The 17,062-nt window shown below is 49.0% G+C and carries 13 protein-coding genes; 6 read left to right on the top strand and 7 right to left on the bottom strand.

The features are described from left to right. From MC7420_RS00525 to MC7420_RS00515, 3 genes are all read right to left on the bottom strand, one after another. Entirely contained in the window at nt 1–399 is a 399-nt protein-coding gene (locus MC7420_RS00525; RefSeq protein ID WP_006097979.1) for an acyl carrier protein, read from the bottom strand. 7 nt (nt 400–406) lie between these two features. Further along, nucleotides 407–2,215, bottom strand: a complete 1,809-nt coding sequence (locus MC7420_RS00520; RefSeq protein WP_006098179.1) for an acyl-CoA dehydrogenase — start codon at nt 2,213–2,215, stop codon at nt 407–409. Nucleotides 2,216–2,314: 99 nt separating this feature from the next. Then, nucleotides 2,315–4,156 carry a fatty acyl-AMP ligase gene (locus MC7420_RS00515; protein WP_044204397.1) on the bottom strand — a complete coding sequence of 614 codons (1,842 nt, stop codon included), beginning with the start codon at nt 4,154–4,156 and terminating at the stop codon, nt 2,315–2,317. A gap of 353 nt (nt 4,157–4,509) precedes the next feature. Here MC7420_RS00515 and MC7420_RS00510 point away from each other — a divergent pair, with 353 nt between their 5' ends. The 3 genes from MC7420_RS00510 to MC7420_RS00500 all read left to right on the top strand — a co-directional run bounded on the left by MC7420_RS00510 (nt 4,510) and on the right by MC7420_RS00500 (nt 7,632). Next, nucleotides 4,510–5,610, top strand: a complete 1,101-nt coding sequence (locus MC7420_RS00510; protein ID WP_006097816.1) for a tocopherol cyclase family protein — start codon at nt 4,510–4,512, stop codon at nt 5,608–5,610. 414 nt (nt 5,611–6,024) lie between these two features. Further along, a complete protein-coding gene (locus MC7420_RS00505; RefSeq protein WP_006097803.1) occupies nt 6,025–6,645 on the top strand; it encodes an LAGLIDADG endonuclease in 621 nt (206 codons plus the stop codon). A 372-nt stretch (nt 6,646–7,017) separates the two neighbouring features. Further along, the gene (locus tag MC7420_RS00500; RefSeq protein WP_044204116.1) at nt 7,018–7,632 is read left to right on the top strand and encodes a YdcF family protein; all 615 of its coding nucleotides are present in this window, start codon (nt 7,018–7,020) and stop codon (nt 7,630–7,632) included. A 3-nt stretch (nt 7,633–7,635) separates the two neighbouring features. Here the strand turns inward: MC7420_RS00500 and MC7420_RS42195 are convergent, their stop codons facing one another. From MC7420_RS42195 to MC7420_RS00485, 3 genes are read right to left on the bottom strand one after another with little or no spacing between them, the layout of a single operon-like run. After that, nucleotides 7,636–8,025 (bottom strand): glycine zipper family protein, encoded by a 390-nt coding sequence (locus MC7420_RS42195; protein ID WP_006098066.1) that lies wholly within the window; start codon nt 8,023–8,025, stop codon nt 7,636–7,638. Between the two features lie 48 nt (nt 8,026–8,073). Beyond that, on the bottom strand, nt 8,074–8,367 hold the full coding sequence (locus MC7420_RS00490) for a DUF2288 domain-containing protein (protein ID WP_006098254.1): 294 nt from the start codon (nt 8,365–8,367) through the stop codon (nt 8,074–8,076). 49 nt (nt 8,368–8,416) lie between these two features. Beyond that, nucleotides 8,417–10,030 (bottom strand): B12-binding domain-containing radical SAM protein, encoded by a 1,614-nt coding sequence (locus MC7420_RS00485; protein ID WP_044204390.1) that lies wholly within the window; start codon nt 10,028–10,030, stop codon nt 8,417–8,419. Between the two features lie 906 nt (nt 10,031–10,936). Between MC7420_RS00485 and MC7420_RS00480 the strand changes: the two genes are divergently transcribed. Beyond that, a complete protein-coding gene (locus MC7420_RS00480; RefSeq protein WP_006097892.1) occupies nt 10,937–13,330 on the top strand; it encodes a transglycosylase domain-containing protein in 2,394 nt (797 codons plus the stop codon). A 235-nt stretch (nt 13,331–13,565) separates the two neighbouring features. Beyond that, nucleotides 13,566–13,775 (top strand): photosystem II assembly protein Psb35, encoded by a 210-nt coding sequence (psb35, locus tag MC7420_RS00475; RefSeq protein WP_044204387.1) that lies wholly within the window; start codon nt 13,566–13,568, stop codon nt 13,773–13,775. A gap of 117 nt (nt 13,776–13,892) precedes the next feature. Here psb35 and MC7420_RS00470 read toward each other — a convergent pair whose 3' ends face one another. Then, the gene (locus tag MC7420_RS00470) at nt 13,893–14,453 is read right to left on the bottom strand and encodes a cyclic nucleotide-binding domain-containing protein (RefSeq protein ID WP_006097909.1); all 561 of its coding nucleotides are present in this window, start codon (nt 14,451–14,453) and stop codon (nt 13,893–13,895) included. A 353-nt stretch (nt 14,454–14,806) separates the two neighbouring features. Here MC7420_RS00470 and MC7420_RS00465 point away from each other — a divergent pair, with 353 nt between their 5' ends. Further along, on the top strand, nt 14,807–17,038 hold the full coding sequence (locus tag MC7420_RS00465) for a caspase family protein (protein ID WP_006097974.1): 2,232 nt from the start codon (nt 14,807–14,809) through the stop codon (nt 17,036–17,038). Nucleotides 17,039–17,062 lie beyond the last annotated feature (24 nt).

Here is a 17,062-nt window from a genome sequence, read left to right as displayed (position 1 = left end):
CTACCCTCCCAATCCTTTCCAAAATCCACCCCAGCCTTTGCCGGATTTTTCCGATGCTTCGGGTTTCGCTGCTTTCGTCTCAGAGGGGGCGGCGGATTCGGCGTTGTCTAATGCGGCTGAAACATCGAATTCTTCAACTAAATATTGAGCCGATTTCTCAATTGTCGGGTAATCCCAGAACAATGTCGAAGGTAATTCTACCTCTAACCAATCTTCAAGTTCACCGACAATGGTTACCGCATCAATGGAATCCAGCCCATAGCGGGTTAGGGGTTCGGTAACATCAATGTTTTTGGCGTCTAGGGACAGTTGTTCTACCAGTTGATTCACCATCCAGTTTTGAATAGCTTGGACAGAATCAACAGACTGATTGGGGGTGTCTACGTCACTTTGAACCATAACGTCATTAGGCTTGGAGTTGGAGTTCTGCACTTGCATGGGGTTTTTCCTCTTGTGTTTCAGTTTGGGCGAGTTGAATCGGTACAATGGAAAACATTTTGTTTTCCTGATGCAGCTTTAGCAGGTGTTGTGCCACATTTTCACTGTACGCTTTCGGAACAAGATTGGGCAGCGATCGCCAAGGGCGTAAGCGGCGATAAAGTCCTAAGACTAACCATTCTCCCTTGCTAAAGAAGTCATCCAAGATTGTCCGGTTGTAAATCCAGGTGTGAACTGACGCGGCGGCGGCGTGTAAGTCGCAGTATTTTTTCGCCAGTTCAAAGAGTTCGGGATCTTGATCATGACCATGTTCAAATCCGGAGTTGGCAATGCGTTCATCGAAGGCGTCGAGTTCTTCTAAAACAATGGTAGTTAAGCTGATAATTTTTTCCAGCACGTCGGCGTCAACATCGGCTTCCGTCTTCAGCGCCTGAAGTTGTTCCCAGGCAATTTCTAGCCCTTGGAGTACATCGTCAGCCCCGCGACCAAATAATCCCAGTTTCTCTGGCTCAAAGGGCGGCACAGATTTTTCGAGGGAAAAAATGGTATCTAGGCGGGATTGAATCCCCTCCATGGTCTTCTGCTTGCGTCTGGAGCGATATTTGGCAATTTGGCGAAACTGGAGAATTAGAGCATGGAGGTTAACCACACTGCTGCCATCAAACATACTGATAATTGAATTATCCCGCAGCAGTTTCTGGAAAATGCCGTAGTCATGCTCATCGCGCATATAGAAGCGGGAACCGAGGACAACGTAAACACTGTTAATCACCTCTTCTAGTTTGATGGTGACAAAATATTTCACCACCGCCGCCCAAACTGAGAATTGTTCGGGGATAATATGAAACCCTCTGGCTGCACCAATGGTTTCGCAATCACAAACCAACATGTCAATAAAGGCATCGACTAGGGTTTGCCGAGGTTGGGGGATATCAAAAACGGTTTTGTTATAAATAACCCGGTTAATGGCAAAATTCAGCGTGGTTCTCATCGCCGTGTCAGCCGCACCATGAGAAAAAGCGGCGCATAACATCCGGGTGATTTGGAATCCCTTGAGCGCCAGTTCTAACCCCGATCCCTCGTCCTGTAACCGCATTTCTTCGGGAATAAAGCAATCCTTAAACCCAATCCCGCTCATATCCGAAGCGCGAATCCCATGGGTGAGGATTTTGGGGAGGTTGTAATAGGTAGAGGGGTCAAGTTGCCGTTTGTCAACCATAAATAAGGAGAGACAACGAGCGCCCTCCTCTTCATCGGTTTTGGCTAAAACAAAGGTTACCCCGGAACGGGTGGCGCGGTTAATGGGCCACTTTTCGCCATTCAGGAGATAGCCGCCCTCAACTTTTTTCGCCGTTACATCACCGCCAATCAAGTCACTCCCATGCGCCCGTTCGGAATAAGCCAGACACATTGTCCCCTTTTCCTCACGGATAAACTGGGACAGTTTCTTTTTCTGGTCATCTGTCCCCGCCATCCAAGTCAGGAATGACCAGAACATCGTGGTGAATGCGATCGCGATCGTTTGGTCTCGCCGTGACATCACCCGGACAAAGGCGACGAATTCCTCAAAGGAGGAAAACTTGCCACCACAGTTTTCTGGCACATAGTAATCTTGCAGTTTCCAGTTATAAAGCCAATCCACTTCAGCTTCGGGAAACTCTTCGCTCTCATCCAGTTCCATCACCCGTTTGAAGGACATCGTACTCTCTGGATGACCCGGATCTCCCAAATCCCGTTCTAGCGCTTCTGCTATTTGATACTGTTTCAGTTGATGCATTTCTCTGTAGCCTCTCAACGAGTTTTGAGTGTTACGGAATGGCTTTATTCATCTTTATTCCCCATTCCCTGTTCCCTGTTCCCTGTTCCCTGTCTAACCCTAAGATTTCGGAACTTGTAATTGCTGCGCCAAAGCATCGACTTCTCCCTGGAGAGTGCGGAACTTACTCGTCAGTTTCGGATTTTCACTCCAATCCGCGATCACACCCAGTTCTCCATCTAGGAACTTGGTTCTCGCCGCACGGCGCTGAATCTTACCACTTGAGGTTTTCTCAATCGTTCCCGGTTGAACTAAGACAACCGCATACGCCGGGATTTCGTGTTCTTCAGCAATAGCTTGGCGAATATCGCCAATCACTTCCTCAAAGTTGACATCTTGAGTTCGACGTTCAACCTCCTGCAATGTAATCAATCGTTCCTCCCCCCCAGCCTCGATGGAAAAGGCTGCACCATAATCCGGACGCAAGGCGGAGTGAACCGCTTGTACCGTCCATTCAATATCTTGCGGATAATGATTCGTCCCTCGGATAATAATTAGGTCTTTAATCCGACCCGTAATAAACAGTTCACCATCCCTCAAAAATCCTAAATCCCCGGTTCGCAAGAATGGACCATCCCCGGTATCTGTCAGATAAGCCTGAAAGGTTTCCTTTGTCGCCTCTGGACGTTGCCAATACCCTTGGGCAACACTGGGGTCTTTCACCCAAATTTCCCCCACTTCATCAGGGTCACATTGGGTCAATGTATCAGGATTAGCGATAACCACTTGAGTCTCACAAACCAGACGCCCACAACTGGGTAACATCCTCACCCCCTCTTGGGGGCTGGATACGGGAACAATCCGATTTTTTTCTAAGGCGGACGCATCCAGGATACACAGAACTGGCGGGGTGAGTAATGGCTTACTCGATACCAGCAGCGTATCTTCCGCTAATCCATACGCTGGAGCGAAGGCATTCCAGCGAAACCCGCATTGTTCAAAGGTTTCAAAGAACGCCTGCATCACTTTCGGGTTAATCGGTTCCGCCGCGTTTCCCGCCGCTTGCCAACTGCTCAAATCCAGTTTTGCCAGTTGTTTTGGTTTTGCCCGCCGCACGCACAAGTCGTAAGCAAAGTTCGGCGCTTGGCTATGAGTTGCCCGGTAATGAGAAATCGCCCCTAACCAGCGCATCGGTTGCTTAATAAACGAGAAGGGCGACATCACATAACAGGGCGTACCGTTATAAAGGGGTTGCACCATGCCTTGAACTAACCCGTAATCGTGGAAATAAGGCATCCAAGTCACGGTGGCGCTATCGGCATCGTAACCACAGGCTTCATTCAGATAGCCGGAATGGAACATCAGGTTATGGTGAGATAGCATCACTCCCTTGGGTGTGGAGGTAGACCCTGATGTGTACTGAAGATACGCTAGATCATCCCGACTGGTTTTGGGATCTTGCCAGGATTCAGCTAGATTCAGATCCACCTGTTCCGTATCCAGCCATTGCATTTGGTCGAATTCGGGAAAATCCTCCCGTCCATTCTCCAGTAAAGACAGGATTCGACCTGTGGTTAAACAAATCGAGGCTTGAGCATCCTGGACAATCGATCGCAGTCTGGGTAACGTGCGCTTCATCCGTCCCCCATCCGGAGGCGGTACCGGAATCGCGATAATTCCCCCATACAAACAGCCACAAAACGCAGCAATCACCTCTAATCCTTGGGGATACAGGAGTAACGCCCGTTCCCCTTGGCTACTATGCTGTTGCAGCCAAGCGCCAATCGCCCGGGCTAAACAGTCAAGTTCCGTGTATGTGAGTTCGGGTCCGTCTGGCTTGCCATCAACGAGAAACTTATAGGCTAATTTATCTGACTGCTGACGCGCCCTCCAGCGCAGCAATTCTGTCAGTGTCGAAAATTCAGCTAGGGAAACTGTAGAACTAGCAGGGTTTTGAACCATCTTTGATATAACCTTATCTAAGCAGTTGGCTGGGGCTAAGTCTAAGACCTTGTCGCCGCGATCGCTCCATCCATTCGTCGTCGGTGTTTGATTCGCCACCTTAGCTCAGCTACCCCGATCCGCACGCACATTTAACTCATCTTAAAAATTGATAACAAAACGTGACATAATTATTCTTCTTCCAGTGCTTTAGATCATTATGGCTTAATATTTATGAATGATACTAATTCTCTATAAAGTTTTGGTAAAGTTTTTATCGTCATTCGTCATTCGTCATTCGTCATTTGTAAATTCTTCCCCATCTCCCTCATCTCCCTCATCTCCCCCTGCCCCCTTTCACCTTACCTCAACGAATGAATGCCAATCTCCTGCAAACCCCCCATAGCGGCTATCACTGGGATGGAAGTAGTTCTCGCTTCTTTGAAGGGTGGTACTATCGAGTCACCTTACCCGATTGGGGTCAGACCTTTGGCTTCATGTATTCCATTGAAGATCCCATTGGCGGTCAACCCCACAGTGGTGGCTCGGCTCAAGTTTTGGGTCTTGAGGATGGCTACCTCTGCCGGACGTTTCCAGATGTTGAGCAATTTTGGGCATCTGCCTCATCATTAGCCCTAGGACATTGGGGTAAAACGGACTTAGCTATTCCCGCCAAATATCTAGATCCCCTAACCTTTGACAATCACATCCAGCAAGGGTATCAAGCCACCGCCACCTGGAATCAAGGTAAAATTAGCGATCCCGCCACGGGGGATTACTGTAATTGGCGCTATCAAATTCAACCCATCTATGGTTGGGCGAGTCGCGATGAGCCTCAGCAATCGACAGCCGGCTGGTTATCGTCCTTTCAGATATTTGAACCCGGTTGGCAGATTTTGATGGCTCATGGCTGGGCGACGGGTTGGATTGAGTGGAAGGGTCAACGCTACGAGTTTACCAATGCTCCGGCTTACGGCGAAAAAAACTGGGGGCGTTCGTTTCCGCAAAAGTGGTTTTGGCTCAATTGCAACAGTTTTGATCATGAACCAGACTTAGCACTCACGGCGGGGGGCGGTAGGCGAGGAGTGCTGTGGTGGATGGAATCCGCCGCGTTAATTGGTATCCATTATCAGGGTAAATTTTATGAATTTGTCCCCTGGAATTCAGAGGTGCGCTGGCAGATTCAACCGTGGGGAAGCTGGCAAATGCAAGCCCGTAATGCTGACTATGAGGTTGAGTTGACAAGTACGACAAATTTACCCGGTACTCCCCTCCGCGCCCCAACAGAACAGGGTTTAATCTTTATTTGCCGCGATACCATGCAGGGTGAGCTTACTCTGGAACTGCGCGATCGACGTGGGGGAACTACGAAAACGATTCTCAACGCCCATAGCTCAGTTTGCGGATTGGAAGTGGGTGGAGAACCTTGGGATCAGGTTTGGACAGGTGAGGCGAAATTGCCCTGGATTTCTTAGTAGCAGGGGAGCATGTAGAGACGTGCCATGGCACGTCTGGGAGCTGGGGGAGATGTGCCATGGCACGTCGTCTGTGTGTAGGGGCGGGTTTAGGGACTAATATTGATTGTTATCCCTAGCTTAGCTGCAAAACCCGCCCCGACCAAATGACTAGAGAGAAAGGATTGGGTATAATGGTTGAGTTGAAATGGGGCTGTGGCTCAGATGGATAGAGCAAGCGCCTCCTGAAAAATCGGGCACCGCCAGGGAAACCTGACGAGTGAATGTAGTCAAATTCAAGGAAGCCTAAGTCTGATCCCAGATACGGTAATCTTGAGCCAAGCCGATTCGTTTGAGTTTAAGTCAATCTGGCAAAACTCCACTCTAAAAACGAATCGGAAGGTGCAGAGACTGGTTTAAGGATACCAATAAAAGATGGACTACAATGTCTCATCGAAAGTAGAGCAACGCGGTATTCTGGCTGGACTGTTATTAGGTGATGGAAAAAGAAATCAAAACAATTTCTTTATCCAGAATTCATCCAAGCATGAGGAGTATCTCTTATTTAAAAAAGAGCTTCTCGAACAAATAACCGGAAAACCAGTCAGTCTCCGACGCTGGAGTACAAAAAAGGGCTATGACCAAATTCGCCTAGAACCCAAGTTAATTCCTCTGACAAGGGTCTTAGTTAAGAAGCTTTATCAAGCTGGAACCAAAACAATCACGCGAACGTTCCTGAATTTCTTAACCCCCCAGGGAATAGCGATTTGGTTTATGGATGATGGGTCTAAGTCCTTCCCAAAAAAAGACGGAAAGGTTCATGCTCTAACGCTTAAGCTGAATACTTATCTCTCTAAAGAACAAAATGAGATCATTGTTGCTTATTTTGCCGAGGTTTGGGGATTTAAGTGGGGTTTAAGTAAAGCCAAAAGCCTTTATCGTCTGCGAATGGGAACGAAGGAAGGAAAACGCTTTTTAGCGTTTATTCGTCCTTACATCCACGACAGTATGCTCTATAAAGTACAAACGTCCTTAAACAGAACGGCTACCACCTAAAGGCGATACGCCCAAGGTGAAGGGATAGTCCAGAGAGTGAGGAAACTCACACCAATCTGAAGCGCTAGGTCGCCGGTTCGAATCCGGCCAGTCCCGTCAGTAAGAGAATATCAGTAGACCGGAAAGTTTTCGGCTGAGATTGCTATGTAGAGACGCGCTATGGCGCGTCTGGAAGTTGGAGAGTATCAAATCTGTACGGACTAACAGAGGGTTAGAGTGGAAAGTTTTGAGGGGATCGTAGAACTTTTCCAGTAATGGATTGCATTGCGGTTAAGCGTACCTTTAGACTGGTATCTTGCGATGTAGGGGGATTTCCAGGTTCCGCCCAAACGAGCGCTCCTCCTTGACACCACCTGATTCATCTGTTTATTCATGCTTTTGAGGATTTCTGTGCGTCAACGGCGATACTTGTTTTCGCGATCGCGGCGCTCTAAGGTTAGATTACTGTCCTGGTTGATGCCGATTTTGGCGGTTTCGCTATTCTGTGGCTATAAGCAAATTCAAAGTTATTTGATCCAGCCGGAAGCTATTTTGGTTTTAGGGGGAGAAGAAGAACGAGAACTGTTTGCGGCGGATTTCGCCCAGCAGCACCCCGATCTTCATATATGGGTATCTTCCGGTAGTCCGTCTTGGTACACCGAAAAGGTATTCGCCAAAGCCGGAATTCCCCGTAACCACCTGCATATTGATCGCCGCGCTACCGATACGGTGACGAACTTTACGACGTTGGTGGATGAGTTGAAAGCCCAAGGAATCGATGGTGTCTATTTGATTACGGCAGATGATCACATGCTGCGGGCGCGGGTAATTGGTGAAATTGTGTTTGGCAGTCGCGGGATCACCCTTAAACCCGTCCCGGTGTCGTTAGGACGTGATCCGGAACCGATTGAGAAATCCCTGCGGGATGGTGCGAGGGCGTTATTGTGGGTGACGACTGGACATACTGGGGCGACTCTGGGTCAGACATCCAATTTCCTGAAAAAATAGAACTTATGAGAGTTCCTTTATCGGTGAGGAGGGCGGGTTTTGTTGTTCCTTTATCGGTGAGGAGGGCGGGTTTTGTTGTTCCTTTATCGGTGAGGAGGGCGGGTTTTGTTGTTCCTTTATCGGTGAAGAGGGCGGGTTTTGTTGTTCCTTTATCGGTGAGGAGGGCGGGTTTTGTTGTTCCTTTATCGGTGAGGAGCTGAATTTAATCCCTAAACCCGCCCCTACAATTGTCCCTAAACCCGCCCCTACAATTGTCCCTAAACCCGCCCCTACAATTGTCCCTAAACCCGCCCCTACAATTGTCCCTAAACCCGCCCCTACAATTGTCCCTAAACCCGCCCCTACAATTGTCCCTAAACCCGCCCCTACAAGGACTTGGTACAGACGTTCCATGGCACGTCTGGAACGTAACCGCTTATTGAGGTTAAACTCAGCAATGTTTTAGGCGGCGAGTTCTTGCACTAAAACATAGGGTTGTACAATCAAAGCTTGAAAACGTTTACTTTGATCGCTATTCCAATCGGCTAATTGATTCGCAAACGGTTTGTGAAGCTGTTGGTGACTAATCCAAGACTGGACAGACAATGTATCATCATTCGCGATCGCGACTCCAACATCCAGTAGATCTAACTCTGGCTTCACCACAATCACAACATCTCGTTTAGCGTGAGGAACCAGCCAATCCCAGGCGGCTTCATCGACAGATTGGGCGAGTTCTGCTTTTAAATCTTGCATGAGTTATCGAAGGACTTATGACAAAGGACAAAGGACGAATGACTAATGACTAATGACTAATAGACATCGCCGCATCCAAATGTTTTATTAATGTACCTTGAGGTAAAGACCCTTGTAAATGACTCCAAGGCAATATTTGCTCTGTTGACCAATTGTCATGTACATAAAAATCCAATTCTGGCAACTTGCCTTTTAACTGCTTGAACGCCCGCCGAAAACTGCCCACAGAATCGCCATAATGCCGCGTTAATTCCAATAACTCTGACAATCGGCGATCGCCTCTAGATATTAGCGCCTGAATTACTGACCAGTTATAGCTTTCCGGGCGAAAGTCAATCCCCTGCGATCGCAAGGCTTTCTGCAAATACTTCAACCGTTTCTGGGCGGCGGGATTCACGCCAAACCATTGAAAGGGGGTATGGGCTTTGGGAACAAACGTACTACATCCCAGGGTTAAGCGTAAACCTGGGGCGGCTTTTTTGATCGCCTTCATCATGGCTACCGTCTGTTCCACATCAGACATCTCTTCTCCGGGAACACCCACCATCCCATACAGCTTGAGTGCCTTTAATCCCCCAGCCTTGGCATTAATTGCCGCTTGAATAATCTCCTGATTATTCAATTTCTTATTAATAATTTGCCGTAATCGTTCCGAACCACTTTCCACGGCAATAGTAATTGATCGCGTGTCCCGTTTCGACAAGGTTTCGGCTAGCTTGGGCGTAACCGTATTGGTTCGCACTGAGGCAATACTCAAGCGGACATCATCATAGTCCGGTTGTGCCAGATAATCCAGCAATACCTCAAACTCTGGATGTTGAGTCACCGACGCCCCCAGTAAGCCAATCCGCTTAGTTACCGTCAATCCGCGTTCAATCGCTGGAATCAACGAATCCGTTGCACTCGGCGTGCGAAAGGGCAAGGTTAAATAACTGGCTAAACAAAAGCGGCACATTTCTGGGCAACTGCGTACCACTTCCACCATGTAAATATTTTCCCAAGCGGCTTTTTCGGTGACTACGGTGGAGGCGGATAGAGTATTGCCGCGATAGGTTTGCTTGGTGACGGTGGCGGGAATCTGGGAATCGACGGGTTGAATCGATGCGATCGCGCCTGTTTGATCCTGATAGGTTATGGTATACAGACTGGGAACATATATCCCTGGAACTTGGGCTAAACGCCGCAATTTCTCGGTTCTATCGGCGTGGTGAACCTGTTTATAAGCGTCAATGAAATCCCCTAATAGGGTTTCCCCATCCCCTAACAAAATCAGATCAAAGAAATCAGCGAAAGGTTCAGGATTTGCGGTGAGTACGGGTCCGCCACCAAACACGAGGGGATGGTGATCCTCTCGTTGTGCGGATCGTACCGGAATCTCTAAGGATTCTAGGAGGGTCAATATGTTGACATAATCGAGTTCCCATGATAAAGAAAAGCCGAGTAATTCGGCTTTTCTGGGCAACGGTTCATGGCAATCGGTAAACAAGCGACTTACTTGTAAGTCAGATCGCGATGCTAGGGTTGCCCAAACCACCTGGTAGCCTAGGCTGGTGATGCCTACGGTGTAGTCATTGGGAAAGGCAAAGATGGTGGGGATGGCATCGGTTTCCGGGGTAGTCGGTGTAAAGAGTAGGCGTTCAGCGGTAAAGGCAGAAGCAGTCACAAGCAGCGTTTGAGGCAATGAGGTTTGTGCCTTTCTATTGTAAGAATCTGGCACACTGATTTCACGGATTTTTGAAGATGGTAAGGGTGGGGCGTTGGGGGGTTAATAGCACTGATTTCACAGAAGCGTTAGTTCTGGGGAGGCAAAAGAGAAAAAGATGATTGTGGGGAAATTAGTTAGTTGTCTGTGTGAATCTGTGTCCCTCACGATTTAGCTCTGTTCGCCGGAAGCCCCACACCATACCTGTACCCAGGTTGGTGTCGGGATGGATAGGCGGGTCATTGTCGGTACAGAAATGACCAATAAATTAATCGGGTGAGTAGAGACGCGCCATGGCGCGTCTCTAAAATGGTGCCGAACGTCCTAATCGATGTGTCTATTGCTATACCTCTTTAAGTGCGATCGCCTTATGGTGTCCAAACTTGCCCCCAATCCCAGTATCCCTGGGTACGGTGGGATTTTTTCAATAGTTGAGATACAATTTGAGCGCTGGAGTGACTTAAACCGTTTAAAAAGAAAAAATGATAATCATTGACAAACAAAATCGATTGAACCCCTGGGACACCTCAACGCCAACGAAACCGATGCTAGGATGACGCTAGATTGCCAAGTCTTACGCATCGGGATTCTACTGAGAAGGAAGCTTGGCTTCATCCATCCGGCAAATTGTGATCCCAAGCCCTAAAATAAGCAAAAGGTCATGGCGGCTTGTGGTTTAATTGAGGAGTTCAAGTGTCAAATTCTATCCCAAAGCACGAAGATCCATCAAGTCAGTTGAATTCGGAGGCAGTAACGGAACAAAAAACCCAGGCTGCCTCAGAGGATCAGATTCAACCAGACTCCCAGCCAAAACCGTCACCACGCTTGGGTCTGGCAAGACGATGCCGCCGGGGTGTAACGGTGACGATGAATGGGATCAAGGGAATCCCGAGTACCCTGGTTAAGTCATTTGTCGGACCCCCTCCTATCTATCGTCGGCGTAAGTTTTGGGTGGGGATAGGAATGGTGGGGATCAGTGGCGGTGCGATCGCCTTCGGTTTGGGTTGGCAAGCCCTGGAAGAAACTTTACCGGAGTCCACAGATGATGTGCTGACCTATATCCGGGATGAGACGATTACCGTAAAAGCCGCCGATGGTACGATTCTCCAGCAAATTGGACCTGCGACCCACGATAATCTAAAAATATGGGAAATTCCCGACAAGCTGAAACAAGCATTTATTTCGATTGAAGACCAACGCTTTGAAAATCATAGTGGACTGGATTACCAAGGGATTGTCCGGGCGGCGTTCTCGAATCTGTTAGCCAGAGATGTGGTGGAAGGCGGTAGCACGATTACCCAGCAGTTGGCACGGATTGTCTATTTTGATCAGCAACAAACCCTAGGTCGCAAGCTCAAAGAAATGCGGATGGCGCAAAAAATTGAGCAGGATTTGGAGAAAGATCAAATCTTGGAGCGCTATTTGAATCTGGTGTATTTGGGGTCTGGGGCGTATGGCGTCGCGGATGCGGCTTGGGTGTATTTTAGTAAACCCGTCACAGAATTGACTTTAGCGGAGATGGCAACCTTGGCAGCCTTGCCACCCGCACCGAGCGAGTATTCTCCCTTTATTAACAAAAAAATAGCCCAAGAGCGGCGGAATGTGGTGCTACGCCGGATGCAGAAAAATGGGTATATTACCGAAGGGGAAGCAGACGCCGCGATCGCGACTCCTCTCCGGACAAAGCGCAGCAACCCGAAGCGTTTAGATCGACAGGCGTCTTATTTTACGGAATATATTCAACAAGAACTGCCGAAATACGTTCCCCCCGATGTTTTAGGCAAAAAGGGATTGATTGTGGAAACAACCCTCAATCCGCAGTGGCAAGTAGCCGCAGAAGCAGCGGTGGCAGAGACAATCGAAACCTATGGCAAATACCAACGGTTTGAACAAGCCGCATTAGTGGCAATTGATCCGCGTAATGGTCAAATCAAAGCTATGGTTGGGGGTAAGGAGTTCTTAGATCAGCAATTTAACCGCGTCACCCAGGCACAACGCCAACCAGGTTCGACATTTAAAACATTTGTTTACACAACCGCGATCGCGGCAGGTTTCTCTCCTTATCAAAGTTATCAGGATGCCCCCTTTGTCGTTGATGGTTATGAACCCAAGAACTATAGTGAAAACTTTCGCGGTTGGACTTCGATTCGGGATGCTCTGACCAATTCAGTGAACATTGTGGCAGTGAAAACCTTAATCAAGGTGGGTTGGGACCCAGTGGTGGAAATTGCCGAGAAAATGGGTATTGAATCGACCCTCAACAAAACCTATTCCTTGGCATTGGGGGCGTCAGAAGTGAATTTACTGGAGTTGACCAGTGCTTATGGCACGTTAGCCACTCAAGGCGTACATGTCCAACCCCATGGAATTCGCCGTATTCTGGATCGACAGGGTAAGGTGATTTATCGAGAACAGATCCAACGCGATCGCGCCATTGACGAAGACACCGCCGCCATTATGACCTGGATGCTTCGCAATGTGGTCACGTCTGGAACAGGGGGAAACGCTCAGTTACGCGATCGCGCCGTAGCGGGCAAAACAGGCACTTCAGACGAAGCCCGTGACCTCTGGTTCATCGGGTACATTCCCCAACTGGTGACTGGCGTTTGGCTGGGTAATGATGATAATAAACCGACTTGGGGAGCAAGTAGCACCGCCGCGATCGCTTGGCGCGATTTTATGGAAGAAGCCGTCGAAAATATGAGGGCGGAAGACTTTCCGGATCGACCGGATAAACTCGATGGTCGAGAAGGGACGATTGAAGCCAAGCCAATCGAGCCGAAAAAAACCTATACCAAGAAGACAAACCAGACTCACTCTAGCAGAAGACGGACAAGCCGCCGCGCTTCGACCACCAGACGCTCAACCTCTCGTTCCACCAGTCGTAGTTATTCCCCACGACGTTCAACCAGCAGCAGAAGCAGTGGTGGAAGTAGTCGCAGTAACACTAGGAGCCAACCTGCACCCGCCCGTTCCTCCCGTCGCCAAGCCCCGGTTCGCAACACAGCGCCCAGCAACCCACCACCCAGACGGTCAGCACCTGCACCTGCACCCAAACCCGCTCCACCAGCCCCAGCACCCGCCCCAGCTCAACCTGCAGCGGTTTCGGCTCCGCCAGCCCCAGCACCCGCCCCAGCGCCTGTAGCACCGCCCCCAGCGCCTCCAGCCTCGCGCAAAGCTGCACCTGAACCCGCTCCGGCGGCACCTGCACCTGCACCAGCACCTGCACCAGTCACTGCTCCTCCTGCGTCTGAGGAGTAAGGTTTTGACCCTTGCCAACCTTCAAGGGAACCTGATTTGTAGGGGCGGGTTTAGGGACTTTCGTTTCACTATTGACGATAACGTTGGTTCAAAACCCGCCCTCATATCCCTCATATCCCTCATCTTCCCCATCTCCCCAACATCTTTGTCAGGGCAATTCGGTCTCAGGGGTGATAGATTCTCCTGAAAGTTTTGATAGGATAGCCAAAATAGGATAAGGAGTGAATCTATGTATTTGAATTTATTGATGGAAGCAGGAGCAGCTCAAGCATCTGAATTTCCATTCTCGTTTACATTGGTCTATGTGATCGGCTTTATCGCCGCTGTTGTCCTTGGCTCTATCGCCTGGTATAACTCCAAGCGTCCAGCCGGTTGGGAAAATAAAGAGCGTCCTGACATTGTACCCAAGGTTGATACGCCAGAGAATTCCAGCCAACAGAAATAAAGGCTAAACTTTAAATTGGGAGGGGTCTACCACAAAGATGTATTCGATAATACATAGGTTTGACAATCTCTCCCCCGCTCCCCTACACCTGGAACCCCTCCGCACCTAGAGTCCTCATCAATCTGGAAGCACCGCATGGTCATTATTTCGCAAACGCCTCAGTAGCCAATCGAATCGGGCTTGGGCAAGGGGTACATTATCAACGACTTCTTGGGATAACTCTTCAGTCTCATTCTCGTCCTTAAGCCAATCGGTTTTGGCATAACCCAGATATCGCACCGTACCCCGTAATCGAGTAGACAGAAAAATCGCGATCGCACGATAGAAGCGTGAGGCAAATCCTTCGTCTTTTTGCAGTTTTTCCAGGAGATGATGACGCGGAATGGATAAAATCAGAGAGGGTTCCACCGCCTGAACCGTAGCTGAGGGAGGACGAGTATCGGCAAAAGACATTTCCCCGACAACCGCACCACTGGTTAATCGAGCGATTGTCTTGCCTTGCAAGGCTGAAACTGATACCGATAACGTTCCTTCTAGCAGAATCAGCAGGGTATCGATGGGTTTACCTTCCTCAATTAGGATGATTCCTGGGGTAACTTCCTTTCGGTGTCCCACAGCGAGCATCCAATCCATGTCATCGTCATTTAGTTCACCGAGTAAAAAAAATACTTTTTTCATCGTTATTTGTCATTTGTCATTTGTTATTCGTTATTCGTTATTGGTAGTACTCGCCTCTATCCCAGCAAGCTACATCTGTTGTCGTTGGCAAGGATTTGAGAAATATTTACAGAACGTAATCATAAGTGCATAACCTAAAGCCAATCAGAGATAGGTGAATTTATCAACCACTGTCTATCCCAGAACGGCGATGGGTGAGAACCTGCCGGATTGGTTAAAATTATAGCTTTTGCTAAAAGCAAGATCGCTCTTTCTGTAGTTGTCTGTCAGAATTCCCGGTGCAGGGAAACGTCAGCCCCCCCATACCCGTCTTGCTCGATCATAATAGACCGATTTAAGGGAAGCATTGCATTATGCCGAAACTCAAGCGCCGTCATTTTCTCCAAATAGCCGGATCAACTCTCGCTACGGTGGGTTTGAGCCAATTGGATTTAATCCGCCAAGCCAATCGCTACGCCCAAGTTCTTGCCCAAAGCACTCCCCGTAAATTGGCACTATTGGTTGGCGTGAATAATTATCCCGCCCCTATCCCCACATTACAGGGATGTTTAACCGATGTGGAGTTGCAGTATGAATTGTTGGTGCGACGCTTTGGGTTTAATCCCCACGATATTCTCAGGGTGACGGATGAAACCCCGATTAAACCCACCCGTCAAGGCATTATCGACGCCGTGGAAACCCATTTAATTCAACAGGCAAAACCGGGAGATGTGGTGGTTTTTCACTACTCTGGACATGGTTCACGAGTGATTGACCCCAACCCAATTAACCCGGATGGTTTGAATAGCACCATAGTTCCCAATAACCGTCAGATTGAAACCGGACAAGAGGCGGGGAAGGTGCGGGATATTATGGGCAGAACTCTGTTTTTGTGGATGTCCGCCTTGGACACCGAAAACGTTACCGTAGTCATGGATAGCTGCCATTCTGGGGGAGGATTGCGGGGAAACTTTTTAGTTAGGGCGGTTCCATCTCGCCAGGGGGGTGGGGATGATCAAGCCAGTCAGGAGGAGTTTGAGTATCAGCAGCAGTGGTTATCGCGGTTGAATTTAACCCCAGAACAATTTCAGCAACGGCGTCAGGGGATTGCTAAGGGTGTGGCGTTGGGTTCAGCAGCGCGGAACCAATTGGCGACGGATGCACCATTCGGGGATTTTCATGCGGGGGCGTTTACCTATTTGCTGACGCGATATCTTTGGCAACAACCGATGAGTGAACCTTTGAGTACGGTATTTGTGAATTTGGCGCGGAGTACCAAGGATGTGGCGAATTCTTCGGGTATTGTCCAAGATCCAGTTTATGAAGTGAAGCCAGGGAGCGATCGCGAACAGGAACCGATTTACTTTTTGAACGCTTCAACCCCAGCCGCCGAAGCTGTGGTACGAAACATAGAGGGCGATCGCGTGGAGTTTTGGTTGGGGGGAGTCTCGTCTCAAAGCTTGGATGCGTTTCAAGAGGGGGCGATTTTTACGCTAATGAATCAACAGGGACAAGTTCAGGGGGAAGTCGAACAAACCGCGCGGGTTGGTTTAGTGGGGTATGGGAGAATGCGATCGCAGGGGCGGGCGATTCCCGGAGAGGGGATGTTAATGCGGGAACGAGTGCGGGGAGTTCCGGCTGATTTAAGCTTACGAGTGGGACTTCATTCCTCACTGGGAGAGGATATTTCAGCCGCCCGTACCGCCCTACAGTCGGTGAGTCGGGTAACGGTGGTGCCAATGAATCAAGAGGCTGTGGTGGATTATATTATCGGACGGATGACGAATGAGGCTATCCCCCAGGCGCAACACCAAGGGATGAACCCATTACCCCCCGTGGGCAGTTTAGGGGTATTTACGGCGGGATTAATTCCGGTTCCCGATTCCTTTGGCATGTTGGGAGAGTCAGTAACAACAGGTATAAATCGCCTGCGCCCCCGTTTAAAGGCATTACTGGCGGGGCGGATATTGCATCTGGTTCTCAACAGCAATACCTCTAACTTAAATGTGGCGATGACGATTCAGCCTGTGGCGGGCGGCGGATTAGGGATTCGGGCGGGGAGTCGGGCGGCGGAAAATGCCGGGGTGATTCCCACAACCATCGCCAAGACTAGCTTTAAACAAAACACGGAAATTCAGGTGGAGGTACAAAACCACGAGAGTCAAGCCATCTATGTGGGAGTGTTAGCGATCGGTTCTAATGGGGATATTGTCGTGTTATTTCCCTATTGGGATGCCCCAGAAGATGCGGCATTAGTCACACCCGGACAGCATTTAATTATACCGCCTCCAAGTAACCCACCCACGGAAGATGATTTTCACTTTATTTTAGACGGAGTTGGTTTTGTGGAACTATTAGTATTAGCCAGTACAGAACCTTTGCGGGATGCGCTGAAGGGCGTGCAGAAAATTGCCCGAACCGTGAAAGCCGATTCTCGTCAACCCTTACTGTTAGCTGAAGATGAACCCGTGGAAGTAATGGAAGCATTTGTCAATGATTTGGATCGCCACTCCCGTGGGGCTGGAATTAAAATTTCACGCGGGATTCGTGGCGTAGACACCCAGAAGCTAGCGGCATTTTCAGCAATGATTGAGGTGATTGAGTGAATTAAAAGCTTAGAAGAGTAATGC

This window comes from Coleofasciculus chthonoplastes PCC 7420 (assembly GCF_000155555.1).
In the GTDB taxonomy this organism is placed as follows: Bacteria; Cyanobacteriota; Cyanobacteriia; order Cyanobacteriales; family Coleofasciculaceae; genus Coleofasciculus; species Coleofasciculus chthonoplastes_A.
The sequence above is the reverse complement of the archived record's forward strand: the minus strand, read 5'-3'. Positions and strand labels throughout refer to the sequence as shown.